This is a genomic window from Actinomadura formosensis (assembly GCF_050948385.1).
GTDB lineage: Bacteria > Actinomycetota > Actinomycetes > Streptosporangiales > Streptosporangiaceae > Spirillospora > Spirillospora formosensis.
The window spans coordinates 3786375-3811871 of the sequence record NZ_CP192011.1 but is presented as its reverse complement, the minus strand read 5'-3'; the positions used below and the strand labels follow the sequence as shown (position 1 = coordinate 3811871).

Here is a 25497-nt window from a genome sequence, read left to right as displayed (position 1 = left end):
TCACCGTCCAAGATCCCGGATAGGGTCGGAGGCACCGGCAGAGCGGAGGTACGGAATGGCCACGAAGGACACCGGCGGTCAGAAGCAGACCACCCGGCGCACGGAAGAGGTCGAGGAGACCGAGGCCACGACCACCGAGGACGCGCAAGAGCGCCAGGAGAAGCTCACGGACGACGTGGACTCAATTCTGGACGAAATAGACGAAGTATTGGAAGAGAACGCAGAAGACTTCGTCCGTGCGTACGTGCAAAAAGGCGGACAATGACCCACAAAACGGACATATAGATAAACGGCAGGAAGTGGCCCTTTCGGTCGTTGTCTAATAAGTAAAGAGAGACGCAAAGCATGGGCGGGACAAGTAAAGTTCCGCCCATGTCGTCTAAGGGGTGTCCTGACTGCGGCGAGATCAAGCCCGCTTCGGAGTTCTGGAAGCTGAAGGCTTCTCGCGATGGGTTGGCCTATTACTGCAAGGTCTGCTTCGGTCTGCGGAACAGTCGCTCGTATCGGAAGAAGCGGGCGAAGCTCGGCAAGAAGACCAGAGCCTATCGAAGACATTCCGACGTTCCGGAAGGGATGAAGTACTGCGCGCGGTGCAAAGAGGTCAAATCGGTTGACGAATTCGGACGGAATCGTGCCGCGCGTTCGGGGCTGACCGATTACTGCCGTCCCTGTCATAGCGAGGCCATCACGGAGATCAGAAAGCGCAACCACGGGAGCAGTCGCAACTACCTCCTCAAGTTGCGCTACGGCGTCACCGAGGAGCAGGTGGAGCAGATGCTCGCCGAGCAGGGCGGCGTCTGCGTCATCTGCCTCCGGGCGGAGCCGAAGCACGTGGACCACGACCACATGACGGGGCTCGTCCGCCGCATCCTCTGCTTCAAGTGCAACGGAGGGCTCGGGCAGTTCGACGACGACCCCGACCGTCTCCGCCTCGCGGCGGACTACCTGGAGTTGCGAGGCTCCCATGCGAGACGCATGCGCATCGAGATCGGTGCTCCGGTCTTCGGGGGGCCTGGCCGCGTTCGCTGGGATCCGTACTGGCGGACGAGAGGGAACACGCTGAAGTCGGCGCGGCACTACCACCTGCGCCAGAAGTACGGGATCAACGACGAGGACGCGAAGTGGCTTCTCAAGCTGCAGGTCGGCCACTGCGCAGTGTGCTTCGACTTCCCCGCTGAGCACGTGGACCACGACCATGTGACGGGTGCGGTGCGCGGATTGGCGTGTGCCGGGTGCAACACAGGGATGGGGCAACTGAGGGACGACCCGATCGCCCTCCGCCGTGCGGCGGATTACGTGACGGGCCGGCTCGTGCAGCGGGTGAGCGCTGAGGGCGGCGGGACGCGGTTGTCGTTGACGGTCCCGGACGTGGATCCGGCGACGGTTCCAAGGGGCGGTTGGAAGGCGTTCTGGGAGAAGGACGGCGTGTATCGCAAGGAAACGTTGCCGTTCGATGAGGAGCTTGACATGCCGGCGTGGGGCGGCCCGGACCCGGAGGGTGCCCCGAGGGGCGGCTGAGCCGGAGCGCCGTTGTGGTGCGGGGTTCGCCGTGGGCTGACGGGGCCGGGGATCGGGTGGCATGCGCTGGGGCGACCTTGAACAGTAGGGTCGTAGGCGTCCGTGCCGGTGGGGTTGTCGAGCGCCGGTGCCATGGTGGAGGGAAGGGAGTCGCGTGGCGTCCCACGATTCGCACACCGGGCGTCTGCCCGGGCTGTTCGCGAGCCCGGATACGTCGTCGTTCACCGAGTTCCTGGGGGCGTACTCCCCGCAGTTGCTGCCCGGCGGGCGGACGCCGCCGGTGTCGCGAGTGGGGGATGAGATCCCGCACGGGACGACGATCGTCGCGGTGAGCTTCCCCGGCGGGGTGGTGATGGCGGGGGACCGGCGGGCGACGGCGGGCAACGTCATCGCGCAGCGCGACATCGAGAAGGTGTTCCGGGCGGATGAGTTCTCGGCGATCGCGATCGCCGGGACGGCCGGGATCGGGATCGAGATGGTGCGGCTGTTCCAGGTGGAGCTGGAGCACTACGAGAAGCGCGAGGGCCGGACGCTGTCGGTGGAGGGCAAGGCGAACCGGCTGGCGACGATGGTGCGGCAGAACCTGGCGATGGCGATGCAGGGCCTGGCGGTGGTGCCGCTGTTCGCGGGCTATGACGAGGAGCGGGACGGGGGCAGGATCTTCTCCTATGACCCGGCGGGTGGCCGGTATGAGGAGCGGGACTTCCACTCGATCGGCTCGGGGTCGGTGTTCGCGCGGGGTGCGCTGAAGAAGCTGTACCGGGCGGACCTGTCGGCGGAGGACGCGGCGCTGGTGTGCGTGCAGGCGCTGTACGACGCGGCCGATGACGACTCGGCGACGGGCGGGCCAGATCTGGCGCGCCGGATCTTCCCGGTGGTGGCGGCGGTGACGTCGGAGGGGTATCGCCGGCTGGGCGAGGACGAGGTGGGCGCGCTGGCGCAGGCCGTTGTCGACGGACGTTACGACTCGCCGGGCGGTCCGACCGCCCCGCTGCGATAGAAGGGATCCTGACCGGTGTCCATGCCGTTCTATGTGTCGCCCGAACAGCAGATGAAGGACAAGGCGGATTACGCGCGGAAGGGTATCGCGCGTGGCCGCAGTGTCGTGGTGCTGCAGTATGACGACGGCATCTTGTTCGTGGCGGACAATCCGTCGCGGGCGCTGCACAAGATCAGTGAGATCTACGACCGGATCGCGTTCGCGGCGGTGGGGAAGTACAACGAGTTCGAGAATCTGCGGCTGGGCGGGGTCCGGTACGCGGACATCAACGGGTACCAGTACGACCGGCGGGATGTGACGGCGCGGGGGCTGGCGAACGTGTACGCGCAGTCGCTGGGGACGATCTTCACGGAGACGAACAAGCCGTATGAGGTGGAGTTGGTCGTCGCGGAGGTGGGGGAGGACGCGGAGACGGACCAGATCTACCGGCTGACGTTCGATGGTTCGGTGGCGGACGAGCACGGTTATGTGGCGATGGGCGGGCAGGCCGACGCGGTGGCGCAGTCGTTGAAGGACGGCTATCGCGAGGGGTCGTCGCTGGAGGAGGCGCTGCGGACGGCGGTGCGGGCTCTGGAGGCGCAGGATTCGGAGCGGCATCTGGAGGCGACGTCGCTGGAGGTCGCGGTGCTGGACCGTAATCGTGAGCATCGGCTGTTCAGGCGGTTGTCGGCGGCGCGGATCGCGGATCTGCTGGCGGCGGCGGGCGAGTCCGGTGGGCCGGGTGGTTCGCCGGGCGGCGGGGACGCGGGGCCGGTGTCGGGAGCGGGCGAGGAGTGAGTCGCGGGCCGGCGTGTGGCCGGTCGTGGACGGGCCCGTCGGGGCGGGGTGGTGGTCGCCGCCTTGCCTCGGCGGGCCCGTGGTGTTGCGGGCGGTGGGGTGTTCGTGGGAAACGGTGGGGTCGAGAGACTGCCAAGTGGGGGCCGGGCCGCATAGGGTCTTGGTGTGGACAGGCGCATCTTCGGGCTTGAGAACGAGTACGGCGTCACCTGTACGTTCCGCGGGCAGCGGCGGTTGTCACCGGATGAGGTGGCGCGCTATCTGTTCCGGAGGGTGGTGTCGTGGGGTCGTAGCAGCAATGTGTTCCTGCGTAATGGGGCGCGGCTGTACCTGGATGTGGGGAGTCACCCGGAGTACGCGACGCCGGAGTGTGATTCGGTCGTGGATCTGGTGACGCATGACAAGGCGGGGGAGCGGATCCTGGAGGGTCTGCTGGTGGATGCCGAGCGGCGGCTGCGGGAGGAGGGCATCGCGGGTGACATCTACCTGTTCAAGAACAACACGGATTCGGCGGGGAACTCGTACGGCTGTCACGAGAATTACCTGGTGGGGCGGCATGGGGAGTTCGGTCGTCTCGCCGATGTGCTGATTCCGTACCTGGTGACGCGGCAGATCATCTGCGGGGCGGGGAAGGTGCTGCAGACGCCGCGGGGTGCGGTGTACTGCGTGTCGCAGCGGGCGGAGCACATCTGGGAGGGTGTGTCGTCGGCGACGACGCGGTCGCGTCCGATCATCAATACGCGGGATGAGCCGCATGCGGATGCGGAGCGGTTCCGGCGGCTGCATGTGATCGTCGGTGACTCGAACATGAGTGAGACGACGATGCTGCTGAAGGTGGGGGCGACGGATCTGGTGCTGCGGATGATCGAGGCGGGGGTCGTGATGCGCGATCTGACGCTGGAGAATCCGATCCGGGCGATCCGTGAGGTCAGCCATGACATGACGGGGCGGCGGAAGGTGCGGCTGGCGAACGGCCGGGAGGCGAGTTCGCTGGAGATCCAGAAGGAGTACTTCGGCAAGGCGCGGGATTTCGTGGACGCGCGGGGCGGGGACGCGACGGCGAAGCGGGTGCTGGAGCTGTGGGAGCGGACGCTGCGTGCGGTGGAGACCGGTGATCTGGATCTGGTGGCGCGGGAGATCGACTGGGTGACGAAGTACAAGCTGATCGAGCGGTATCGGCGGAAGTATGATCTGCCGTTGTCGTCGCCGCGGGTGGCGCAGCTGGATCTGACGTATCACGATGTGCATCGTGACCGGGGGCTGTACTACCTGCTGGAGAAGCGGGGGTCGGTGGATCGGGTGACGCGGGATCTGGACATTTTCGAGGCGAAGTCGGTTCCGCCGCAGACGACGCGGGCGCGGCTGCGGGGCGAGTTCATCCGGAAGGCGCAGGAGAAGCGGCGTGATTTCACGGTGGACTGGGTGCATCTGAAGCTGAACGATCAGGCGCAGCGGACGGTGCTGTGCAAGGACCCGTTCAGGTCGGTGGATGAGCGGGTCGACAAGCTGATCGCGGGGATGTAGGGGGTCGGGCGCGACACGCGCGCCGGAGGCTACCGGCAGGTCACCTGGGCGGTAGGGTGTGCGCGCAGGAGCGCCCGTCACCCCTTGAAGGACCCCCGTATGCGCCGTCGTTTCCGGTTGTTGTCCGTGGTCGTCGCGGTCGCCGCGCCGTTGGTGCTGTCGGCGGGGTGTCGGGGTGGCGGCGGTGTGGATGTGTCGGTGCGGGGTGATTTCGGGAAGCTGCCGGAGGTGCGGTTCCCGAAGGGCGGGCCGGGTGACTCTCTTGCGGTGGAGACGTTGAGGGAGGGGAAGGGGACGGCTGCCCGTAAGGGTGATCTGGTGGTGGCCGATTATGTGGGTTACCGGTGGAGTGAGGGTGGGCGGAAGCTGCTGGCGAGCAGTTATGCGAAGGGGCAGCCGGGGGCGTTTCCGACGGGCCGGCTGGTGCCGGGTCTGGTGAAGGCGTTCGAGGGGGCGCGGCCGGGGGCGCGTGTGGTGGCGCGGATTCCGCCGGAGGCCGGTTTCGGTGGCAAGGGGGATCCGAAGCATCAGGTGGGGGCGGATGACACGCTGGTGTACGTCCTGGACGTGCGGGCGGTGTATCCGAGGTCGGCGGGGCCGCGTGGTGAGAGGCAGGCGCCGCTGAGTGATCCGGGGTTGCCGAGGGTGGCGGATGCGCCTGCGGGGCAGGCGCCGGTGGTGACGATGCCGCGGTCGGCGCCGCCGGGGAGGTTGCAGGTGCGGACGTTGGTGCGGGGGGATGGTCCGGCGGTGCGTGCGGGGCAGCTGGTGGTGTTGCAGTACGGGGGGTATTTCTGGCGGGACGGGAAGGTGTTCGATTCGTCGTGGTCGGCGGGGCATCCGTCGGCGGCGGTGGTGGGGACGGGTCAGGTGATGAGGGGCTGGGATCAGGGGCTGGTGGGGCAGCGGGTGGGGAGCCGGGTGCTGCTGGTGGTGCCGCCGTCGCTGGGGTATGGGGCGAAGGGGTTGGCGCAGTTCGGGATCAGGGGGAGCGACACGCTGGTGTTCGTGGTGGATCTGCTGGGTGCGCACTGACGTTTGGTGGTCTCTGAGCGGGTCCTCGGTGTTCTTAGGGTGGCGGGGTGGAGGAGGGGGAGCCTGACGCGACGGGCATGCGGCCCGCCGGCGAGGACGTGATCGTCGACTTCTCGGTGTGGGAGTCGGCGGAGGCGCTGGAGCGCCTTGCGGTGCTTTGCGTGCGGGGCCCGTCTCCGGCCGCGTTCACCTTCAACTCGGCCTACGCGTCCGGAGAGGCCGAAAGGGCAGGGGAGGCCGCGGGCCGCGGAGCCCGCGGCCCCGTGAGCGTTCAGAGCAGGCCCGCGGTGTGCCGGCCGGCGGCGGCGGCGGTGAGGAAGTAGGGGAGGTCCTCGTCGAGGCGGCGGCCCATGGTGGACAGGCGGACGCCCCAGTCCTTCTCGGCGGCGCGCAGGGTGTCGTGGAGGCCGTCGACGGGGACGGGGACGAGGCGGTGCCGGTCGCCGAGGGCGGCGGCCTCGGCGGTGACGCGGGCGCCGAAGGGGCCGCCGAGTTCGGGGACGGGGATGTCGGCGCGGGCGAGGGCGACGCGGCCGTAGGCGGTGAGGGAGTGGTGGGAGACGCCGATGTGGCGTTCGCGGCGGTCGCCTTCGCTGACGCGCAGGGAGCCGACGGGGCGGCCGCCGAGGACGGAGGCGGCGTTGACGGCCTCGCCCGCCGAGACGCCGGAGAACCCCCAGCGGGTGCCGGTCCCCAGGTTCCCGGGGCCCTGGGCGAGGACGGCCACGTCGGCGTTCAGGACGAGCCGCGCGGCGAGGAGGCCGGTGTGGACGGTGACGGCTTCGAGGTCGCCGCCGAACGCCTGCCCGGCGGTGACGGTGGCGGTGAGGGCGCCGGCGTCCTTCAGCCGGGCGATGGACATGGAGAACCAGGACGGCAGCGCCCCGCCGTCCGGCATGACGTACACGGCCCGCGCCGAGGGCCGTGCGGCGTGCAGCGCCGCCAGGATGGGCGGGAGCGCCGAGTGCAGGTCGGCGACGATGACGGGCATGCCGTCCAGGGAGTCGGCGTCGCGGAGCAGGTCGTGGTGGGGGGAGCCTTGTTCGTCGGCGCCGAGGACGGTGGTCTGGAGGGGCGTGTAGCGGGCTTTGACGAGGTGGCCGGGGCCGGTGGGGTCGGGGGGGAGCCGGTCGGGGACGGCGACGACCATGGCGTAGCCGCCGGTGCCGAGGCCCATCGCCAAGGCCGTAGTGTTGAGCAGGACGGTGTCGCCGGGTTCGGGCCGTCCTACCAGGGCGGGATAGGCCAGGGCGCGGTGGGTGCCGTCGCCCTCGATCGAGACGTTGAGTTCGACCGCCCCCGGCCATTCGCGGCGGATGTCCTGGACTGTGCCTTTGCGCCATCGGATCACACCGGGAAACGGTAGCGTCCTGCACAACGGCTCGTGGGGATGATCGGCCCGTCCGGTGGGGCGGGTTCACGGAGGGAACGAGGTGGCGAAGTGTCGCGGCGCAAGACCGAGCGCCTGCTGAATCTGGTGGTCTGCCTGCTTGCCACCCGGCGTTATCTGACGGCGGAGCAGATCCGCCGGGCGGTGCCCGGCTACCCGGACTCCGACGAGGCGTTCAAGCGGATGTTCGAGCGGGACAAGGAGGAGCTGCGTGAGCTCGGTGTCCCGCTGGAGGTGGGCAGTGACCTGCAGGGCGGCGGCGGTGAGGAGATCGGGTACCGGATTCCGCCGCAGGCCTACGAGCTGCCCGACATCCATCTGACGCCGGACGAGGCGGCGGTGCTGGGGCTGGCGGCGCGGGTGTGGCAGCGGGCGAGCATGGCGGAGGCGGCGTCGGGGGCGCTGCTGAAGCTGCGGGCGGCCGGGGTGGAGACGGACGTGTCGGCGGCGGTGGGGATCGAGCCGCGGGTGAACACCCATGATCCGGCGTTCCCGGCGCTGTGGGAGGCGGTGCGCGACGGCCGCCCGGTGGCGTTCGGCTACCAGGGGATCGGGCGGACGTCGGTGGCGCGGCGGCATCTGGAGCCGTGGGGCGTGGTGAGCCGGCGGGGCCGCTGGTACGTGGTGGGGTTCGACCGCGACCGGGAGGAGCAGCGGGTGTTCCGGCTGAGCCGCATCGTGGGGGAGGTGGCGGCGGACGGCCCGGCGGGGTCGGTGACGGTCCCGGACGGGGTGGACGTGCGGCGGATCGCGTTCGACCGGGACGATCCGGTGAGCGAGCCGCGTCCGGCGGTGGTGCGGCTGCGGCGGGGCGCGGCGCAGGGGCCGCGGCGGTGGGCGCGTGATGTGCGCCCGGCCGGTGACGACCCCGGGTGGGACGAGGCGACGCTGACGTTCCGGGACGTGGAGCGGTTCGCGCCGTATCTGGCGCGGTTCGCCGACGATGTGGTGGTGCTCGACCCGCCGGATCTGCGGGAGGCGGTGATCCAGCATCTGAAGTCGGTGCTGGCGGGCACCGCGGGGCACCCGGAGGAGGGGGAGGTCAGGTGAGTGCGAAGACGGCGGCGACGACGTCGACGGACCGGCTGGGGCGGCTGCTGGCGCTCGTGCCGTATGTGGTGAACCGTGACTCGGTGGCGCTCGGTGAGGCGGCGGCCGCGTTCGGGGTGACCGAGAAGCAGCTGATCGACGATCTGAACCTGCTGTGGTGCGTGGAGCTGCGCGCCCCCGACCCGTACTGCCCGATCGACCTGTCCTACGAGGGCGGGGAGATCACGGTGGCGGAGGCGGAGTCGATCGCGCGTCCGCTGCGGCTGAAGGTGGACGAGGCGTCGGCGCTGCTGGTGGCGCTGCGGATGCTGGCCGGCATCCCCGGTCTGGACGACCGGGACGCGCTGAGCCGGGTGATCGCCAAGCTGGAGGGCGCGGCGGGCGCGGCGGCGGCGGTGTCCAGCCAGGTGGCGGTGGAGGTGGACGCCCGCGGCGGGACGGCGGACCCGGCCCGCAGCGCGGTGGGGCTGCTGCGGGATGCGATCGCGGCGGGCCGCCGCGTCCACCTGACGTACTACGTGCCGGCGCGGGACGAGAACACCGAGCGTGACGTCGACCCGATGCGGCTGCTGGTGGTGGAGGGCACCACCTACCTGGAGGGGTGGTGCCGGCGGGCGGAGGCGGTGCGGCTGTTCAAGCTGGACCGGATCGCGGACCTGTCGGTGCTGGACGTGCCCGCTCAGGTGCCGGACGATGCCGAGCCGATCGATGTGGACGCGGGCCTGTTCCGCCCGTCGCCGCAGGACGAGGCGGTGACGCTGGAGCTGACGCCGCGCGGCCGGTGGGTGGCCGACTACTACCCGTGCGAGAGCGTGCGGGAGCTGGGGGAGGGGCGGCTGCGGGTCGTGCTGCGCACCCCCGATCCGCGGTGGGTGCGGGGGCTGGCGCTGCGGCTCGGCGACCAGGGGCGGGTGGTGGCGCCCGAGCATGTCGCCGCGGGTGTGCGCGCCGACGCGTCGCGGGCGCTGGCGCGGTACGGCATGGCGTGACGGATCGGATACCGTGGCGGGTGTGATGTGGGTCGCGGTGTCGGTGTCGCTGGGGTTCGCGGGCTTGGCCGTGCTCGCCTGGTGCGCCTTCAGGGTGTGGCTGGGGGTGCGGCGTTTCGGCCGTGAACTGGAACGCACCAGGCGGCGGCTGGAGCCGAAGCAGTCGGCGCTGCGCGATGAACTCTCCCGTCTGGACGACGCGCGATCGCCACGGCCGCCCGGTGAGGGCGTACGATCGGCGTGAGTGCCACCTGCTGAAGAGGATTGCCATGCCGAACCTTGGGGCTCCCGAACTGCTCATCATCCTGCTGGTCGTCGTGCTGATCTTCGGGTCGGCGAAGCTGCCGCAGCTCGCCCGGTCGCTGGGCAAGTCGGCGCGGATCTTGAAGGCCGAGACCAAGGGGCTGCGCGAGGACGATGACGATGCGCCCGCGGACCGGCCCGCGCAGCCGGCGGCGGCGCAGGGTGAGGACGCGCGGGAGAAGGCGGCGCGGCTGCGCGAGGAGGCGGCGCGGCTGGAGCGGGAGGCGGCGGCCGGTGAGGCCGGGCAGCGTCCCCGCGGCGCGCTCGGCTCGGGTGAGCCGATCCAGGGGGTGCCGGTGTCGGACCCCGGTCAGGTCCGCAAGGGCTGACGGCCCGGACCGCCGCAGCGATTCCACCGCCGACCCCCGAGCCTGAATGCCGACGATGAAGCTGAGCAGGCGTGACGCCGCCCCCGATGGTCGCATGCCCCTCATGGACCATCTCCGTGAGCTGCGCAACCGGTTGATCAAGGCGATTCTGGCCTTCGTGGTCGGTGCGATCATCGGCTGGCTGCTGTTCGACCCGGTGTGGGACTTCCTCAAGCAGCCGTACTGTTCGCTGCCGCAGTCCCGTGTGGTGGACAAGACCGAGTGCTCCCTGTTCGTCAACGGGATCTTCTCCTCGTTCTTCCTGAAGCTGAAGATCTCCTGCATCATCGGCGCGGTGATCTCCGCGCCGCTCTGGCTCTACCAGATCTGGGCGTTCGTCGCGCCGGGCCTGTACCGGCGTGAGCGGCGCTGGACGTATGTGTTCCTGGGCGCGGCGGTCCCGCTGTTCTTCGTCGGCACCGCCTTGGCGTACGTGACCGTCGACAAGGGCCTGGCGATCTTCCTGGGGTTCGTCGCCGACGACGTCAAGCCGCTGATCACCGTCGACAGCTATCTCGGCTATGTGCTGACGATGCTGCTGGTGTTCGGGTTGACGTTCGAGCTGCCGCTGTTCGTGGTGGTCTTGAACCTGGCCGGGGTGCTGAGCTCGGCCCGGATCCGCCGCACCCAGCGGATGATGCTGTTCGGCATCTTCGTGTTCGCGGCCGTCGCCACCCCGAGCGCCGACCCGTTCACGATGCTCGCGCTGGCGCTGCCCACCGTCCTGCTGTTCGAGATCGCGGCGCTGCTGGCGTTCCTCAACGACCGCCGCCGGGCCCGCCGCCCCGACCCCTACGCGGGCCTGTCCGACGACGAGGCGTCCCCCCTCGACCTGGAGGCGATCGACGCCGAGCTGGAGGAGGGCGACCGGGCCCGCTGATCCGGCGCCCGGCCGGGCCGCCGCCGGGCCGGTTGGGTATCGGGCGGCGGAAACCGTAGGCTCGGTGGTATGACCTCCCCCGACACCACGTCGGCCGAGCAGACCCCGGCGCAGCGGTACGCCGCCTATCGCAGGCGCACCGCGGGGCACGGCCCGGCCCTGCTGGACTTCCGCACCCTGTACGACTTCGAGCTGGACCCGTTCCAGCTTGCGGCGTGCCAGGCGCTGGAGGGCGGCAGCGGCGTCCTGGTCGCCGCGCCCACCGGATCCGGGAAGACGGTGGTGGGGGAGTTCGCCGTCCACCTCGCGCTCCTCGGCGGCGGCAAGTGCTTCTACACCACGCCGATCAAGGCGCTGTCGAACCAGAAGTACGCCGACCTCGTCCGCCGGTACGGGCCGCAGAAGGTGGGGCTGCTCACCGGCGACAACAGCGTCAACGGTGAGGCGCCGATCGTCGTGATGACGACCGAGGTGCTGCGGAACATGCTGTACGCGGGGTCGCAGACCCTCGCGGGGCTCGCGTTCGTGGTGATGGACGAGGTGCATTACCTCGCCGACCGGTTCCGCGGAGCCGTATGGGAAGAGGTGATCATCCACGTCCCCGACTCGGTGCGGATCGTGGCGCTGTCGGCGACCGTCAGCAACGCCGAGGAGTTCGGCGAGTGGCTGCAGGCCGTCCGCGGCGACACCGCCGTGATCGTGGACGAGCACCGTCCCGTCCCGCTGTTCCAGCACATGCTCGTCGGCACCCGCCTGTACGACCTGTTCGTCGACACCGGCAAGGGCAAGGACCGGCAGGCCCGGCTGAACCCGCAGCTCACCCGGATGGCGGTGGAGGAGGTCCGGCGCGCCAAGGTCAACCAGGGGCGGCGCACCGGGCGGCGGCGGGCGCCGCGCCCGCAGCGGTTCCGGCCCCCGCCGCGGCCGGAGGTGATCGAGCGGCTGGAACGTGCCGGGCTGCTCCCGGCGATCACGTTCATCTTCTCCCGCGCCGGCTGCGACACCGCCGTCCTGCAGTGCCTGCACGCCGGGATCCGGCTGACCTCCAAGGAGGAGGCCGAGGAGATCCGTGCGCACGCCGAGCTGCGCACCGCCGACATCGCCGAGGATGACCTGCGCGTCCTCGGCTACGGCGATTTCCTCGCCGCGCTGGAACGCGGCGTCGCCGCCCACCACGCGGGGATGCTGCCGACGTTCAAGGAGGTCGTCGAGGAGCTGTTCACCCGCGGGCTGATCAAGGCGGTGTTCGCGACGGAGACGCTCGCGCTCGGCATCAACATGCCCGCCCGCACCGTGGTGATCGAGAAGCTCGACAAGTGGAACGGCGAGGCCCACGTCGACCTGACGCCCGGTGAGTACACGCAGCTGACCGGGCGGGCCGGGCGGCGCGGCATCGATGTGGAGGGCCACGCCGTCGTGGTGTGGGGCCCGAACGTGGATCCGGCGTCGGTCGCCGGGCTTGCCGGCACCCGCACCTACCCGCTGAACTCCAGCTTCCGGCCGTCGTACAACATGGCCGTCAACCTGGTGGGCGCCGTCGGGAACGAGCGGGCGCGCACGCTGCTGGAGGAGTCGTTCGCGCAGTTCCAGGCCGACCGGGCCGTGGTCGGCCTGGCCCGGCAGGTCCACCGCAACGAGGAGGCCCTGGAGGGGTACGCCAAGGCCGCCGAATGCCATCTCGGCGACTTCATGGAGTACGCGGCGATGCGGCGGCGGCTGTCGGACCGGGAGGCGGAGCTGTCGCGGGAACGGTCCTCGGCGCGGCGTGCCGAGGCGGCGAGGTCGCTGGAGCATCTGCGGCCCGGCGATGTGATCATCGTGCCGTCGGGGCGGCGGTCGGGTCTCGCGGTCGTCCTCGACCCGGGCGTGGGGCGCCGCTCGGACGGGCCGGCGCCGCTCGTGCTGACCGTGAACCGGTCGGTGCAGCGGCTGTCGATCCAGGACCGCATCCGCATCCCCAAGTCGTTCAGCCCCCGCAACCCGCAGGACCGCCGCGACCTCGCCGCCACCCTGCGGGGCCGTGTGCCGGACGACGTCCGCGAGCGGCGCCGCGCGCGCGGCGACTCCGCCGCCACCGACGACGCGGAGATCACCCGGCTGCGCGCCGAGCTGCGCCGCCACCCCGTGCACGGCTGCGACCAGCGCGAGGACCACGCCCGCTGGGCCGAGCGGTACCACCGGCTGGAGCGGGAGACCGAGCAGCTGCGCCGCCGTGTCGAGGGCCGCTCCCAGGTGATCGCCCGCACCTTCGACCGGGTGTGCGCGGTGCTGCAGCAGCTCGGTTACCTCGACGGCGACTCCGTCACCGCCGAGGGCCGCCGCCTCGGCCGCATCTACAACGAGCTGGATCTGCTCACCGCCGAGAGCCTGCGCGCCGGGCTGTGGGAGAAGCTCGGCCACGCCGAGCTGGCCGCGTGCGTGTCGGCGCTGGTGTACGAGTCGCGGCAGCCCGACGATGCCGCCCCGCCCCGTACCCCGGCCGGGCCCGCGCAGGACGCCCTCGCCGCCATGGTGCGGCTGTGGGGCGAACTGGACGCCGTCGAGCGCGACAACCGCGTCTCGTTCCTGCGTGAACCCGACCTGGGGTTCGCGTGGACCGCCTACCGGTGGGCGAAGGGCGACGACCTCGACGAGGTGCTGCTGGAGAGCGACCTGACCGCCGGTGACTTCGTCCGCGCCGTCAAGCAGCTCCTCGACCTGCTCGGGCAGGTCGCCGACGCCTCCCCGGACAACAGCCACGTCCGCAAGACCGCGCGCCGCGCGATGGACGCCATGCGCCGCGGTGTCGTCGCGTACTCGTCGGTGGCCTAGCCGCCGTCACGCGGGTGGTACACGGCGCAGACCTGATCAGGCCAAACCAGAAGAAACCATCCCGAGTCGGCGTGTCCGATGTCACAATCTGGACGTCCGATGACCCGCCGGGGGAAGCCGGGTCCATCCGTGGAACACGAGAAAGGCCCCGACCGTGGCCATCCGTGACAAGATGCGCGCCAACGCGGCCCATGTCCTGCAGCCGGGCGAGAACATCCAGGCGGTGTTCAGCGCCCAGCCGACCGACCCGTACCTCGCCCTGTTCTTCTGGCTCACCCTTTTCGCCAACGTCTACCGCGTCATCGTGGTCACCGACCGCCGCATCCTCGTGTGCCGGTCCGGGCGGCTGCGCATGACCCCGGTCACCGAGGTGCTGCGCGAACTGCCCCGCAGTACCCGCATCGGGTCGCCCAGCGGCCTGTGGTGGTACTGCGAGACCCTCGGCGAGGGGCTCTACGTCCACAAGCGGTTCCACACGGACATCAACGCCGCCGACGGCGTCGCCGCCGCCTGACCCGCACCGTGCCGAGGGGCGCCCTCCCGCCGGGGAGGGCGCCCCGGCGTGTCCGGACCGGGCGCCGCCGCCCTACTTTGGTCGTAGGCGGATCGGCGTCCAGGAGGATCCGGGCGGGGCACCGGGCGCGCTAGTGTGATCACGATCACGGACCTGCCGCCGAACCAGCCCGGGAAGTGCGAATGATCGAGGCGGAGAACCTCACCAAGCGCTACGGCGACAAGACCGCCGTGGACGACCTGTCGTTCACGGTCGTGCCCGGCCGGGTGACCGGGTTCCTCGGCCCGAACGGCGCGGGGAAGTCGACCACCATGCGGCTGCTGCTCGGCCTCGACCGGCCCGACCGCGGCGACGCCCGCATCCACGGCCGCCACTACCGCGACCTGAACGCGCCGCTGCGCGTCGTCGGGGCGCTGCTGGAGGCGCGGGCCGTGCACACCGGCCGCAGCGCCTACAACCATCTGCTGTGCCTGGCGCAGACGCAGGGCATCGGCCGGAAACGCGTCGAGGAGGTCGTCGAGCTCGTCGGGCTCGCCGGCGCCGCCCGCAAACGCGCCGGCGGGTTCTCCCTCGGCATGGGGCAGCGGCTCGGCATCGCCGCCGCGCTGCTCGGCGACCCGTCCGTGCTGGTCCTGGACGAGCCCGTCAACGGGCTGGACCCCGAGGGCATCGTGTGGGTCCGCACCCTCATGCAGCGGCTCGCCGCCGAGGGGCGGACCGTGTTCGTCTCCAGCCATCTGATGAACGAGATGGCCGTCACCGCCGAGCACCTCATCGTCATCGGCCGCGGCCGGCTGATCGCCGACTGCTCCACCGAGGAGTTCATCGAGCGCAGCACCGAGAAGACCGTGACGGTGCGCAGCCCGGACGCCGCGCGGCTCGCCGACATCGTCGCCGCCGAGGGCGGCAAGGCCGCCCCGGGCGACGACGGGCTGCTCACCGTGACCAACATGGAGGCGCCCCGCGTCGGGGAGCTCGCCGCCGCCGAGGGGATCGTCCTGCACGAGCTCACCCCGACCCGCGGCTCCCTGGAGACGGCGTTCATGGAACTGACCCGTGAGAGCGTCGAGTACGGCGCCGCCGCCGGAGCCGTCCCCGCTCCCGGCCCTGCTCCCGGCGCGGTGCCCGGGATTGTCCCGAGTGAGGAGGGGGAGCCCCGATGACCACGGCCACCGCCAAGCCCGCCACGGGCCCGGCCGGCTACGACCGGCCCGGCTTCGGGCGGGTGATGCTCGCCGAATGGACGAAGATCCGCACGGTCCGGTCCACGCTGTGGTCGCTGATCCTGCTCATCGTCCTCGACATCGGCTTCACCGCGCTGTTCGTCGGCCTCACCATGGCGCAGTGGGACAAGACCGACCCCGGCGACCGCGCCCGGATCGCCGCCGACCCGGTCAGCTTCATCCTCGGCAGCGGGTTCTTCCTCGGCCAGCTCACCATCTGCGTCCTCGGCGTGCTGGTGATCGCCTCGGAGTACTCCACCGGGATGATCCGGGCCAGCCTGCTCGCGGTGCCGCGGCGGCTGCCGATGCTGTGGGCCAAGGCCCTGGTGTTCGCGCTGGTCGTCCTGGTCCTCGGCGTCGCGGTGTCGTTCGTGTCGTTCTTCGTCGGCGCGGCGATCATCGGGGACAGGATGGAGGTCTCGCTCGGCGACGAGGGCGTGCTGCGCGCCGTCATCGGCGGCGGCCTCTACCTGGCGATGCTCGGCCTGTTCGCGCTCGCCATCGGCGCGATCGTCCGGCACACCGCCGGCGGCATCACCGGCGTGATCGGGTTCGTCCTCGTGCTGGCGCCGCTCGCCGCGCTGCTGCCCGGCAGCATCGGCGAACACGTCCACGCCTACCTGCCGTCCGAGGCGGGCACCCTGATCGCCAAGGCCCACCAGGGCCAGGACGACCTGCTCACCCCCTGGCAGGGGTACGGCGTCTTCGCGCTCTGGACGTTCGCGCTGCTCGCCCTCGCCGCGTTCCTGCTCAACCGCAGGGACGCCTGAGCACCCGGTCAGGTGTAGAGGGCGTTCAGCCAGTCCTGCCACGCCTTCTGCGCCTGCTCGCGCGAGGCGGCGGCGTCCGGCGCGAACCGGTGCAGCGCGATCCCGACCGGGCCGCCCCACGCGTCCCGGCCGAAGAACCGGTACATCGCGTCGCCGGTGCGCAGCCCGACGAAGTGCTCGGTGCGGTAGTCGAGCACCGCGTCCACCGGGCCCGTGCCCGGCAGGTCCACCCGCACCGTGTCGCCCTCGGCGGCGCCGCCGAGGGCGAGCGCCCGGGTGGCCGCCGCGAACGAGCCCTTCCGCATCGACGCCTCCGGGCCCTGGACGTCGGAGTGCGCCGCCCGCCGCCCGGGGAAGTACAGCAGGTACTGCCGCAGCGTGTGCAGGTAGAAGTCGGTGTGCTTGCTCGCGCCGTCGTACTGGTCGTCCCAGTCGCCGGTGAAGATGCCGCTGTGCACGTAGCGGACCCAGGCCCGCCCGCCCTCGCGCGGCTCGATCAGCGTGTCGAGCCGGTTGAGTGTCTGCGGGAGCCCGTGGATGCCGTCCGGGTCCTCCTCACGGCTGGTCAGCCGGTGCGGCGGATCCCAGGTGGTGACGGCCCCGCCGGCTCCGGCCGAGCCGCCCTCGCGCGGCTCGTACTCCAGCGGCCACAGCCACCCGGCCGTGCCCGTGGTGATCGCCTCCCACACCTGCTGCGGGGACGCGTCGACCTCGTACTCGCGGACGATCTCAAATTCCCTGCCCATGATGCCCTCCTCGCCTTTCAGGCTTCGATCCGCCCGGCGGCGCCTGGCCGTTCCCCCGCCGGTGCCCCGGGCCCGCCGCCCGGTGATGCGCTGTCCGGTGATCCGGTCTTCAGCGCGGGATGGACGGCGATGACGACGCGGTGCGCGCGGCCGCCCGCCGCCGATCCGTCGTGGTATTTGCGGACGAGCGCGCCGACCCCGGCGGTCAGCTCCTCGATGAACGCCGCCCGGTCCGCCGCCGAGGCGAACCGGACCTCCCCGTCCAGCGCGTAGGTCGCCAGCGGCCGGCCCGCCCGCGCCGCCCCGTTGATCAGGGCGCCCACGTCGCGGACCAGCCGCGCCGCGATCGCCAGCAGCCACCGCGCCGACAGCGCGTCGCGGTGCCGCTCCGGGTCGGGCTGCAGCGTCGCCAGCGCCAGCGGGGAGATGACGTAGGACGCCGCCGTGGCCCGCATCAGCCGCTCGGTCATGTTGCCCTTGCGGCGCTCGCCGACCAGCTCGACCAGGCCGTGCCGCTCCAGTGTCCGCAGGTGGTAGTTGACCTTCTGCCGGGGCAGCCCGACCCGCGCCGCCAGCGCGGCCGCCGACATCGGCTCGCCCAGCTCGGCCAGCAGCCGCGCCCGCATGGGGTCAAGGGAGGCGGCCGCGGCCTCCGGGTCCTCGATCACCGTCACGTCCAGCATGCGCCCATCATGGCCACCGACAAATCAAATTGTCAAGACAGGTTTTTTGGTCGGTGGACCGGTGGGCCGGCGGCCGGCGGATCGGCCCGGGTCATCGGCCGCCTCCCGGGTAGTGGACGGGCATGGTGAACGACCCCGGAACCCACGCCTGCCTCCCGAAGGCCCTGCGCGACTACGCCCTCATCGCCGACGGTGAACGCGGCGTCCTCGTCGGCCCGCACGGCGAGTACGCGTGGATGTGCTTCCCGCACTGGGACTCCGCGCCGGCGTTCGCGAGCCTGCTCGGCGGGCCCGGCGGCTACCTCCTCCAGCCCGACTGCGAGCGGTTCGTCTGGGGCGGCTACTACGAGGACCGCGGCCTCATCTGGCGCAGCCGGTGGGTGACCGGCGCGGGCTCCATCGTCGAATGCCGCGAGGCGCTCGCCCGCCCCGCCCGCCGCGACCGCGCGGTGATCCTGCGCCGGTGCCGGGCGGTGCGCGGCGGCGCTCGCGTGCGCGTCCTGCTGGACGTCCGCGCCGGCGGCCCGCGGATGCGGAACCTGCACCACCACGACCCGGACTGGACGGCCCGCAGCGGCGGCACCCGGATCCGCTGGCGCGGCGCCGACGAGGCGCTCGTCCGCGAAGGACCGGGCGGCGGCGCCGCCCTCGCCGTCACCTTCGACCTCGCCGAGGGGGAGTCCCGCGACCTCGTTCTGGAACTCGACGGCGGCGCCCCCGCGCAGCCCCCGGCGGACCTGGACCCGGACGCGCTCTGGGACGCCACCGAACGCGACTGGCGCCGGGCCGTGCCGTCCTGCGGCGACACCATCGCCCCGCGCGACGCCCGCCTCGCCTACTCGGTGCTGACCGGCCTGACCAGCCAGGCCGGCGGCATGGCCGCCGCGGCCACCACCGCGCTGCCCGAGCGCTCCGACCGGGGCCGCAACTTCGACTACCGCTACGCCTGGCTCCGCGACCAGGCATTCGCCGGCCACGCCGTCGCCGCGCACGGCGGCCCCCCGCACCTGCTGCGCACCGCCGCCGGGTTCGCCGCCGCCCGCATCCTCGCGGACGGCGACCGGCTCCGCCCCGCCTACACCGTCACCGGCGGGCCGGTGCCGCGGCAGCGGGACAGCGGCCTGCCCGGCTACCCCGGCGGCACCGCCGTCACCGGCAACCGGGCGAGGGGGCAGTGGCAGCTCGACGCTCTAGGCGAGTCGCTGCTGCTGCTCGCCGTCGCCGCCGAACACGACCGCGCCGACCCCGACATCCGCAAGGCCGCCCGCGTCGCCGCCGACGTCATCGGCCGGCGCTGGAGCGAGCCGGGCGCCGGCATCTGGGAGACCGAGGACCGGCTCTGGACGCACTCGCGGCTGATGTGCGTCGCGGGGCTGCGGCGGGCCGCCCGCGTCCTCGCCGGTCCCGCCGAGACCGCCGCCTGGAACTCCCTCGCCGACGCCGTCCTCGCCGAGACCGGCTGCACCGCGCTCGGCCCCGGCGGCCGCTGGAAACGCGCCACTGACGACGACCGCGTCGACGCCGCCCTGCTCATTCCGCCGCTGCGCGGCGCGCTGCCCGCCGGCGATCCCCGCACCGCCGCGACGCTGCGGGCCGTCCGCGCCGACCTGGTCGAGGAGGGCTTCGTCTACCGGTACCGGGTCGGCGGCGAGCCGCTCGGCGTCGCCGAGGGCGCCTTCACCCTGTGCGGCTTCTTCCTCGCCCTCGCCGAGCACCGGCAGGGCGAGACCGCCCGCGCCCTCGGCACCTTCGAGCGGACCCGGTCGGGGGCCGCGACCAGCGGCCTGTTCGCCGAGGAGTACGACGTCAAGCAGCGCCAACTGCGCGGCAACATCCCGCAGGCGTTCGTCCACGCCCTCCTGCTGGAGACCGCCAGCCGCCTCGCCGGCTGAACGCGGTGCCGGGCCCCGGCGGCGCCCGCCCCCGTCACCTCGCCGAACTGCTCCCGAAGACCGGGACCGATGACCGACCGGAACGCTCCGGGCCGTATTGGCACACGCCAAGCCCGGCATTGTAGAAAGTTGCCATGAGCGAGGACGAGGACGCCGGCGTCGACGAGGTCACCTCGGCGCTGCTGACCGCGTCCCGGCTGCTGGTGGCGATCTCGGCGCGGTCGCTCGCCGCGGTCGAGGGCGCCGTCACGCTGCCGCAGTTCCGGCTGCTCGTCGTGCTGTCCTCGCAGGGGCCGTCCAAGCTCGTCACGCTCGCCGGGCTGCTGGAGGTCAACCCCTCCACCGCGCTGCGGATGGTGGACCGGCTGGCCGCCGCCGGGCTCGTGCGCCGCGGGGCCAGCCCGGACAGCGGCCGCGAGGTCCGCATCCAGGTCACCGCCGCGGGGCGCCGCGTCGTCGACGGCGTCACCGCCCGCCGCCGCGCCGAGATCGCCGAGGTCGTCTCCCGGATGCCGGCAGGCCAGCGGCACGCCCTCGTCGCCGCGCTGCACGCCTTCACCGAGGCCGGCGGCGAACCCCCGGTCACCACCGTCGCCCAGCTCGGCTGGACCTGACCCCACCGCGGACCGAGGCCGCCCGGGCCCGCGGCCCGGCGACGCACCCTGCCCGCCCGCCCGGCTCGTCGAGCCCCTACCGGCCGAGCTCGTCGAGCAGGGCGGTGAGCGTCGCGCCGAGCGGCGCGTCCAGCGTGACCAGGGCGTGCTCGTCGCCGCGCGTCGCGCCCCGGTTGACGATCGCCACCGGCACGCCGTGCCGGGCCGCGTGCCGGACGAACCGGTACCCCGACAGCACCGTCAGCGACGACCCGAGCACCAGCAGCGCGCCCGCGTCCTCGGTGAGGGCGTAGCAGTCCCGGACACGGGCCGGCGGCACGTTCTCGCCGAAGAAGATCACATCGGGCTTGAGCGGGCCGCCGCACCGCTCGCAGCCCACGATCCGGAACGCCTCGATCACCTCGCCGGGCAGCACGGCGTCGCCGTCCGGGTTGATCGTGTCGGCGCGGGCCTCCCAGCCGGGGTTCGCGGCGCGCAGCCGCGCCTCCAGCCGCCCGCGCGGCGTCCGGTCGCCGCACGCCAGGCACACCACCCGGTCGAGCGCGCCATGCAGCTCGATCACGCCGTCCGCGCCGGCCGCCTGCTGCAGCCCGTCGACGTTCTGCGTGATGATCCCCGCGAGCAGGCCGCGCCGCTGCAGCTCCGCCACGGCCCGGTGCCCGGCGTTCGGGCGGGCGCGCGCGATGTGCCGCCACCCCAGATGGCCGCGCGCCCAGTACCGGCGCCGCGCCGCCTCACTGCCGGTGAACGTCTGGTAGGTCATCGGCTCCGCCCGCCGCCGGCGTCCGGTCTCGCCGCGGTAATCCGGGATGCCCGACTCGGTGGACAGGCCCGCGCCGCTCAGCACCACCACGTCGCCGTCCGCGACCAGCCCGGCCAGAGCCCGCAGCTCCGCCGCCCCGATCCCCGTCCCCGCCGTGTTCTCCGCAACCCGCGTCACCCCTCCATGGTGCACGACCGGAACGCGTGAAGAACGCAGCCCCCGATGCCCCCCCCGGGGCGGCCGCGCGCGGTGAGGAGCAGCCCCGCGAGGGCGAGGACCAGGCCGCCTCCCGGCCCGCGGCCGGAACCGCCAAGACGCTTGATGTTTCATCTTCCCCCGGGTGTCCCTCACCGCCGTCCGGAAGGAAACGAATCCGCGCACGACGCCACAAAGTCCGCGCCCCGCCCCGGGCGCCGGGCCCGCGTGAGGTCCAGTTAACGCGCGGGTGACATCCGGGACGCCCCCGGGAAACACGGGCGTCCGAGCATCGGGGCTCATGGGAGCCGACAGCAGACCCGGCAGCAGACCGGACAGGCGGCTGGTCGTGGCCGGGCACGGACCGGCCGCGCACCGCCTCGTGGAGGCCCTGCGCGAGCGCGACGCCGCCGGGGCCTGGACGATCACCGTCATCGGGGAGGAATCCCGGACCGCCTACGACCGGGTGGCGCTGACGACGCACCTGGAGGGCGCCGACCTCGCCTACCCGGCGCACGGCGGCGAGGTCACCGTCCGCACCGGCGAGCGCGTCACCGGGATCGACCGCGCGGCCCGCACGGTCACCACCTCGGCCGGACGCGCCGTCGGCTACGACGCGCTCGTCCTCGCCACCGGGTCGTCCCCGTTCGTGCCGCCCGTCGAGGGCGCGGACCTGCCGGGTGTGTTCGTCTACCGCACCATCGACGACCTCGACGCGATCCGCGCGTACGCGCGGGGCCGGGCGAGCGGGGCGGTCATCGGCGGCGGCCTGCTCGGCCTGGAGGCGGCCCGCGCCCTGCAGGGCCTCGGCCTGCGCGGCGGGGTCGTGGAGGTCGCGCCGTGGCTGATGCCGCGCCAGCTGGACGAAGGGGGCGGCGCGATGCTGCGCCGCCACATCGAAGGTCTCGGCCTGGCCGTTCACGCCGGCGTCCCGGTGCGCGCCCTGGAGGCCGGCGGCGACGGAGCCGTCCGGCGGATCGCGCTCGACGACGGCACGGTGATCGACGCCGAGGTCGTGGTGTTCTCCGCCGGCATCTGGCCGCGCGACGAACTGGCCCGCGGCTGCGGCCTGCCCGTGGGCGAACGCGGCGGCATCGTCGTGGACGGGACGTGCCGCACCGAGGACCCCGCCATCTGGGCGATCGGCGAGTGCGCCCTGGCCGGCGGCACGGTCCACGGGCTGGCCGGGCCGTGCTTTTCGATGGCCGAGGTCGTCGCCGACCGGCTCCTGTCCGGCACGGCCGTGTTCGAAGGCGCCGACATGTCGGCCAGGCTCAAGCTCATGGGCGTGGACGTCGCCAGCTTCGGCGACCCGTTCGCCGACGCCGGCCGGGGCGCGCTCGGCGTCACCTACACCGATCCCGTCGCCGGCGTCTACAAAAAGCTCGTCGTCAGCGACGACGCCCGGACCCTCCTCGGCGGTGTCCTCGTCGGCGACGCCGAGTCCTACGGCACGCTCCGCGCCCGCGTCGGAGCCGCCCTGCCCGCCGCGCCCGAGCGGCTGCTGTTCGGCGGAACCGAGACGGCGGACGGCGACCTGCCCGGCGCGGCGGTCATCTGCTCCTGCAACAACGTCACCGCCGAAGGCGTCCGCCGCGCCATCGCCGAGCACTCTCTCACCGACGTCCCCGCCGTGAAGGACCGCACCGGGGCCGGGACGAGCTGCGGCAGCTGCGTCCCCCTGGTGAAACGGATCCTGGACGCGGAGCTGGCCGCCTCCGGCATCGAGGTCGGCACGGCCCTCTGCGAGCACTTCGCCTACAGCCGCGCCGAGCTGTTCGACATCGTCCGGACCGGGGAGATCACCGGCTTCACCCGGCTCATCGAAGAGCACGGGACGGGCCGGGGCTGCGACATCTGCAGACCCGCCGTCGCCTCCATCCTGGCGAGCCTCGGCAACGGCCACATCCTGGAGGGCGAGCAGGCCGCGCTGCAGGACACCAACGACCACTTCCTCGCCAACCTGCAGAAGAACGGCACCTACTCGGTCGTCCCGCGCGTCCCCGGCGGCGAGATCACCCCCGGCGGACTCATCGTGATCGGCGAGGTCGCCCGCGACTTCGGCCTCTACACCAAGATCACCGGCGGGCAGCGCATCGACCTGCTCGGCGCCCGCGTCGAGCAGCTCCCCGACATCTGGCGGCGGCTCGTGGACGCCGGATTCGAGTCCGGCCACGCCTACGGCAAGGCGCTGCGGACGGTGAAGTCGTGCGTCGGGTCCACCTGGTGCCGCTACGGCGTCCGGGACTCGACCGCCATGGCGATCCGCCTGGAGCTGCGCTACCGGGGGCTGCGCGCCCCGCACAAGCTGAAGTCGGCGGTGTCCGGCTGCGCCCGCGAGTGCGCCGAGGCGCAGAGCAAGGACTTCGGCGTCATCGCCACCGAGAACGGCTGGAACCTCTACCTCGCGGGCAACGGCGGGATGCGGCCCCGGCACGCCGATCTGTTCGCCACCGGCCTCACCGACGATCAGCTGATCACCTGCATCGACCGGTTCCTGATGTTCTACATCCGCACCGCCGACCGGCTGCAGCGCACCGCGAGCTGGCTGGAGTCCCTCGACGGCGGCCTGGACCACCTCCGCGAGGTCATCGTGGACGACCGGCTCGGCATCTGCGCCGACCTCGACGCCGCCATGGCACGGCACGTCGCGTCCTACTCCGACGAATGGCGCGACACCCTCGACGATCCCGAGCGGCTCCGCCGGTTCGTCTCCTTCGTCAACGCGCCGCGCGCCCCGGATCCGAGCATCGCCTTCGAGGTCGAGCGGGAGCAGATCCGGCCCCTTCCCGCGGAGGTGGGACGATGACCGTGGTGGTCGTCGGGAACGGCATGGCGGGCTCGCGGTTCGTCGGCGAGCTGCGCGCCCGCGACGCCGCGACCCCCGTGACGGTGTTCGGCGCGGAGGCCGAGCGCCCCTACAACCGGGTGCTGCTGCCGGACGTCCTCGCCGGGGTGACGCGGCCCGACCGCATCGGCCTGGTCGACGCCGCCTGGTACGCCTCGCACCGCGTGGACGCCCGCCTCGGCGTCGAGGTCACTCGCATCGACCGCGCCGCGAGGAGCGTCCACGCCTCTGACGGGACCGTCACCCCGTACGGGACGCTCGTCCTGGCGACGGGCAGCACCGCGTTCATCCCGCCGCTGCCGGGCCTGCGCGGCGGGACGCCCGAGGGCGCGCTGGTGTTCCGCACCCTGGACGACTGCCGCCGCATCACCGAGCTGGCCGGGCCGGCGCGCCGCGCGGCCGTCGTCGGCGGCGGCCTGCTCGGCATCGAGGCCGCACGCGGGCTGCAGGGCCGCGGCCTGGACGTGACCGTCCTGCACCTGGCCGGCCACCTCATGGAACGCCAGCTCGACCCCGCCGCCGGGAGGGTCCTCGCCCGCACGCTCGCGGCGCTCGGCATCGCGACGCGGCTCCAGGCGGACGTCGCCGGCCTGCGCACCGCCGGCGGTGCCGTCACCGGGGTCGAGCTGGCCCTGCCGGGGGGCGGCACGGAGGTCGTCGGCGCCGACCTGGTCATCCTGTCCTGCGGTGTGCGGCCCGAGGTGAGGCTCGCCAGGGACGCGGGCCTGGCGATCGGCCGCGCCGTGATCGTGGACGACGAGCTGCGGTCGGTCACCGACCCGTCCGTCCGCGCCATCGGCGAGTGCTCCGAGCACCGCGACGAGGTGTACGGGCTGGTCGCTCCCGCCTGGGAGCAGGCGGAGGTGCTCGCCGGGCTGCTCTCCGGCACCGAACCCGCGGCGCGCTTCACCGGCGCCCGGCGGATCACCCGCCTCAAGGCCGCCGGGATCGAGCTGGCCTCGATGGGGGAGACGCACTTCGGCGATGATGACGACGACGTGGAGGTCGTCCGGTTCACCGACGCCGCGCGCGGCACCTACAAGAAGGCGGTGATCCGGGAGGGGCGGCTGATCGGCGCGATCCTGCTCGGCGAGACCTCGGCGGCCGGGACGCTCACCCGGCTCTACGACCGTGCCGCGCCGCTGCCCGCCGAACGACTCGGCCTGCTGTTCCCCGGCGCGGGCGGCGCCGCCGAGGCCGGGTCACCGGTGCGGATGCCGGACGCCGCCACCGTCTGCCACTGCAACAACGTCAGCAAGGGGCGGATCCTGGCCTGCTGGCGGGCCGGGGCCCGCGCCGCCGGCGACGTCGCGCGCGAGACCCGCGCGGGTACCGGCTGCGGCGGCTGCCGCGAGACCGTCGAGGGCATCGTGGCCTGGCTGGCCGGCCAGGACGCCGCCGGCGTCGCCTGAAACACCCGGACGGGGCTGTTCGGGTCGTGCGCGATCCGGCTCCCCGGCCCCATCGCCGGCGTCCTGGCCGCCACGACCGTGAGCGCCCCGGCCGCCGGGACCGCGGGGAACGGCGGGTAGGCTCCGCCGCATGGCCGTGCCGGCGGCACGCCGCCGGACTCACGCGGAACCCGGCCTCGACGCGGGAGGCGC

At 72.6% G+C, this 25497-nt stretch carries 23 protein-coding genes; 19 read left to right on the top strand and 4 right to left on the bottom strand.

Translation table 11 applies throughout. The features are described from left to right. The first annotated feature begins 55 nt into the window (after positions 1-55). The 6 genes from ACQP1N_RS18080 (at position 56) to ACQP1N_RS18055 (ending at position 5854) form a co-directional block, all read left to right on the top strand. The gene (locus ACQP1N_RS18080) at positions 56-265 is read left to right on the top strand and encodes a ubiquitin-like protein Pup (RefSeq protein WP_067800560.1); all 210 of its coding nucleotides are present in this window, start codon (positions 56-58) and stop codon (positions 263-265) included. A 107-nt stretch (positions 266-372) separates the two neighbouring features. After that, positions 373-1518, top strand: a complete 1146-nt coding sequence (locus ACQP1N_RS18075; RefSeq protein WP_433225387.1) for an endonuclease VII domain-containing protein — start codon at positions 373-375, stop codon at positions 1516-1518. A gap of 154 nt (positions 1519-1672) precedes the next feature. Next, entirely contained in the window at positions 1673-2518 is an 846-nt protein-coding gene (gene prcB, locus ACQP1N_RS18070) for a proteasome subunit beta (RefSeq protein WP_067800565.1), read from the top strand. 21 nt (positions 2519-2539) lie between these two features. Then, positions 2540-3295: a proteasome subunit alpha gene (prcA, locus tag ACQP1N_RS18065; RefSeq protein WP_433232749.1), complete on the top strand. Its 756-nt coding sequence runs from the start codon at positions 2540-2542 to the stop codon at positions 3293-3295. Between the two features lie 165 nt (positions 3296-3460). Next, positions 3461-4819: a Pup--protein ligase gene (pafA, locus tag ACQP1N_RS18060; protein ID WP_067800572.1), complete on the top strand. Its 1359-nt coding sequence runs from the start codon at positions 3461-3463 to the stop codon at positions 4817-4819. 99 nt (positions 4820-4918) lie between these two features. Beyond that, positions 4919-5854, top strand: a complete 936-nt coding sequence (locus ACQP1N_RS18055; protein WP_067800574.1) for an FKBP-type peptidyl-prolyl cis-trans isomerase — start codon at positions 4919-4921, stop codon at positions 5852-5854. Between the two features lie 271 nt (positions 5855-6125). On the opposite strand, the gene ACQP1N_RS18050 is transcribed toward ACQP1N_RS18055, so the two are convergent. Continuing rightward, entirely contained in the window at positions 6126-7205 is a 1080-nt protein-coding gene (locus ACQP1N_RS18050; protein ID WP_084263089.1) for a DUF3866 family protein, read from the bottom strand. A 90-nt stretch (positions 7206-7295) separates the two neighbouring features. On the opposite strand from ACQP1N_RS18050, the gene ACQP1N_RS18045 reads away from it, so the two are divergent. From ACQP1N_RS18045 to ACQP1N_RS18005, 9 genes are all read left to right on the top strand, one after another. Further along, entirely contained in the window at positions 7296-8294 is a 999-nt protein-coding gene (locus ACQP1N_RS18045) for a helix-turn-helix transcriptional regulator (protein WP_433225383.1), read from the top strand. Next, complete coding sequence (locus ACQP1N_RS18040) at positions 8291-9283, top strand: helix-turn-helix transcriptional regulator (protein ID WP_067800583.1); 993 nt, start codon at positions 8291-8293, stop codon at positions 9281-9283. Before ACQP1N_RS18045 ends, ACQP1N_RS18040 begins: the two co-directional genes overlap by 4 nt. A gap of 25 nt (positions 9284-9308) precedes the next feature. After that, positions 9309-9527, top strand: coding sequence for a hypothetical protein (locus ACQP1N_RS18035; RefSeq protein ID WP_433232747.1), 219 nt, complete (start codon positions 9309-9311; stop codon positions 9525-9527). Positions 9528-9552: 25 nt separating this feature from the next. Next, positions 9553-9915, top strand: a complete 363-nt coding sequence (gene tatA / locus ACQP1N_RS18030; protein WP_067800595.1) for a Sec-independent protein translocase subunit TatA — start codon at positions 9553-9555, stop codon at positions 9913-9915. Positions 9916-10009: 94 nt separating this feature from the next. Continuing rightward, positions 10010-10834, top strand: coding sequence for a twin-arginine translocase subunit TatC (tatC, locus tag ACQP1N_RS18025; protein ID WP_242608777.1), 825 nt, complete (start codon positions 10010-10012; stop codon positions 10832-10834). 69 nt (positions 10835-10903) lie between these two features. Then, positions 10904-13645, top strand: coding sequence for a DEAD/DEAH box helicase (locus ACQP1N_RS18020; protein WP_433225380.1), 2742 nt, complete (start codon positions 10904-10906; stop codon positions 13643-13645). A 154-nt stretch (positions 13646-13799) separates the two neighbouring features. Further along, complete coding sequence (locus tag ACQP1N_RS18015) at positions 13800-14159, top strand: hypothetical protein (RefSeq protein ID WP_433225378.1); 360 nt, start codon at positions 13800-13802, stop codon at positions 14157-14159. Positions 14160-14341: 182 nt separating this feature from the next. Further along, positions 14342-15322 (top strand): ABC transporter ATP-binding protein, encoded by a 981-nt coding sequence (locus tag ACQP1N_RS18010; protein WP_067800605.1) that lies wholly within the window; start codon positions 14342-14344, stop codon positions 15320-15322. Continuing rightward, positions 15319-16152, top strand: coding sequence for an ABC transporter permease (locus ACQP1N_RS18005; RefSeq protein ID WP_067800608.1), 834 nt, complete (start codon positions 15319-15321; stop codon positions 16150-16152). The genes ACQP1N_RS18010 and ACQP1N_RS18005 overlap by 4 nt, the downstream gene beginning before the upstream one ends. Positions 16153-16160: 8 nt before the next feature. Here ACQP1N_RS18005 and ACQP1N_RS18000 read toward each other — a convergent pair whose 3' ends face one another. Both ACQP1N_RS18000 and ACQP1N_RS17995 read right to left on the bottom strand, forming a co-directional pair. After that, complete coding sequence (locus tag ACQP1N_RS18000; RefSeq protein ID WP_433225375.1) at positions 16161-16898, bottom strand: SRPBCC family protein; 738 nt, start codon at positions 16896-16898, stop codon at positions 16161-16163. A gap of 17 nt (positions 16899-16915) precedes the next feature. After that, positions 16916-17581: an ArsR/SmtB family transcription factor gene (locus ACQP1N_RS17995; RefSeq protein ID WP_067800612.1), complete on the bottom strand. Its 666-nt coding sequence runs from the start codon at positions 17579-17581 to the stop codon at positions 16916-16918. 122 nt (positions 17582-17703) lie between these two features. Between ACQP1N_RS17995 and ACQP1N_RS17990 the strand changes: the two genes are divergently transcribed. After that, positions 17704-19473 (top strand): glycoside hydrolase family 15 protein, encoded by a 1770-nt coding sequence (locus ACQP1N_RS17990; protein ID WP_433225372.1) that lies wholly within the window; start codon positions 17704-17706, stop codon positions 19471-19473. Positions 19474-19607: 134 nt separating this feature from the next. Continuing rightward, entirely contained in the window at positions 19608-20087 is a 480-nt protein-coding gene (locus tag ACQP1N_RS17985) for a MarR family winged helix-turn-helix transcriptional regulator (protein WP_067800615.1), read from the top strand. A gap of 76 nt (positions 20088-20163) precedes the next feature. Here the strand turns inward: ACQP1N_RS17985 and ACQP1N_RS17980 are convergent, their stop codons facing one another. Next, complete coding sequence (locus tag ACQP1N_RS17980; protein WP_242608778.1) at positions 20164-21027, bottom strand: NAD-dependent protein deacetylase; 864 nt, start codon at positions 21025-21027, stop codon at positions 20164-20166. Positions 21028-21346: 319 nt separating this feature from the next. Between ACQP1N_RS17980 and nirB the strand changes: the two genes are divergently transcribed. Together nirB and ACQP1N_RS17970 are read left to right on the top strand one after the other, a co-directional pair. After that, positions 21347-23854, top strand: a complete 2508-nt coding sequence (gene nirB, locus ACQP1N_RS17975; RefSeq protein WP_433225369.1) for a nitrite reductase large subunit NirB — start codon at positions 21347-21349, stop codon at positions 23852-23854. Further along, the gene (locus tag ACQP1N_RS17970) at positions 23851-25305 is read left to right on the top strand and encodes an FAD-dependent oxidoreductase (protein WP_433225367.1); all 1455 of its coding nucleotides are present in this window, start codon (positions 23851-23853) and stop codon (positions 25303-25305) included. The genes nirB and ACQP1N_RS17970 overlap by 4 nt, the downstream gene beginning before the upstream one ends. The last annotated feature ends 192 nt before the right edge of the window (positions 25306-25497 follow it).

Coding starts and splice junctions, on each gene's coding strand:
- ACQP1N_RS17985 (WP_067800615.1), top strand. CDS start 19,608: ATGAGCGAGGACGAGGACGCCGGCGTCGACGAGGTCACCTCGGCGCTG.
- ACQP1N_RS17995 (WP_067800612.1), bottom strand. CDS start 17,581: ATGCTGGACGTGACGGTGATCGAGGACCCGGAGGCCGCGGCCGCCTCC.
- ACQP1N_RS18080 (WP_067800560.1), top strand. CDS start 56: ATGGCCACGAAGGACACCGGCGGTCAGAAGCAGACCACCCGGCGCACG.
- ACQP1N_RS17990 (WP_433225372.1), top strand. CDS start 17,704: ATGGTGAACGACCCCGGAACCCACGCCTGCCTCCCGAAGGCCCTGCGC.
- ACQP1N_RS18020 (WP_433225380.1), top strand. CDS start 10,904: ATGACCTCCCCCGACACCACGTCGGCCGAGCAGACCCCGGCGCAGCGG.
- ACQP1N_RS18075 (WP_433225387.1), top strand. CDS start 373: ATGTCGTCTAAGGGGTGTCCTGACTGCGGCGAGATCAAGCCCGCTTCG.
- ACQP1N_RS18010 (WP_067800605.1), top strand. CDS start 14,342: ATGATCGAGGCGGAGAACCTCACCAAGCGCTACGGCGACAAGACCGCC.
- tatA (WP_067800595.1), top strand. CDS start 9,553: ATGCCGAACCTTGGGGCTCCCGAACTGCTCATCATCCTGCTGGTCGTC.
- ACQP1N_RS18005 (WP_067800608.1), top strand. CDS start 15,319: ATGACCACGGCCACCGCCAAGCCCGCCACGGGCCCGGCCGGCTACGAC.
- ACQP1N_RS18055 (WP_067800574.1), top strand. CDS start 4,919: ATGCGCCGTCGTTTCCGGTTGTTGTCCGTGGTCGTCGCGGTCGCCGCG.
- ACQP1N_RS18035 (WP_433232747.1), top strand. CDS start 9,309: ATGTGGGTCGCGGTGTCGGTGTCGCTGGGGTTCGCGGGCTTGGCCGTG.
- tatC (WP_242608777.1), top strand. CDS start 10,010: ATGCCCCTCATGGACCATCTCCGTGAGCTGCGCAACCGGTTGATCAAG.
- ACQP1N_RS18000 (WP_433225375.1), bottom strand. CDS start 16,898: ATGGGCAGGGAATTTGAGATCGTCCGCGAGTACGAGGTCGACGCGTCC.
- nirB (WP_433225369.1), top strand. CDS start 21,347: ATGGGAGCCGACAGCAGACCCGGCAGCAGACCGGACAGGCGGCTGGTC.
- ACQP1N_RS17970 (WP_433225367.1), top strand. CDS start 23,851: ATGACCGTGGTGGTCGTCGGGAACGGCATGGCGGGCTCGCGGTTCGTC.
- prcA (WP_433232749.1), top strand. CDS start 2,540: ATGCCGTTCTATGTGTCGCCCGAACAGCAGATGAAGGACAAGGCGGAT.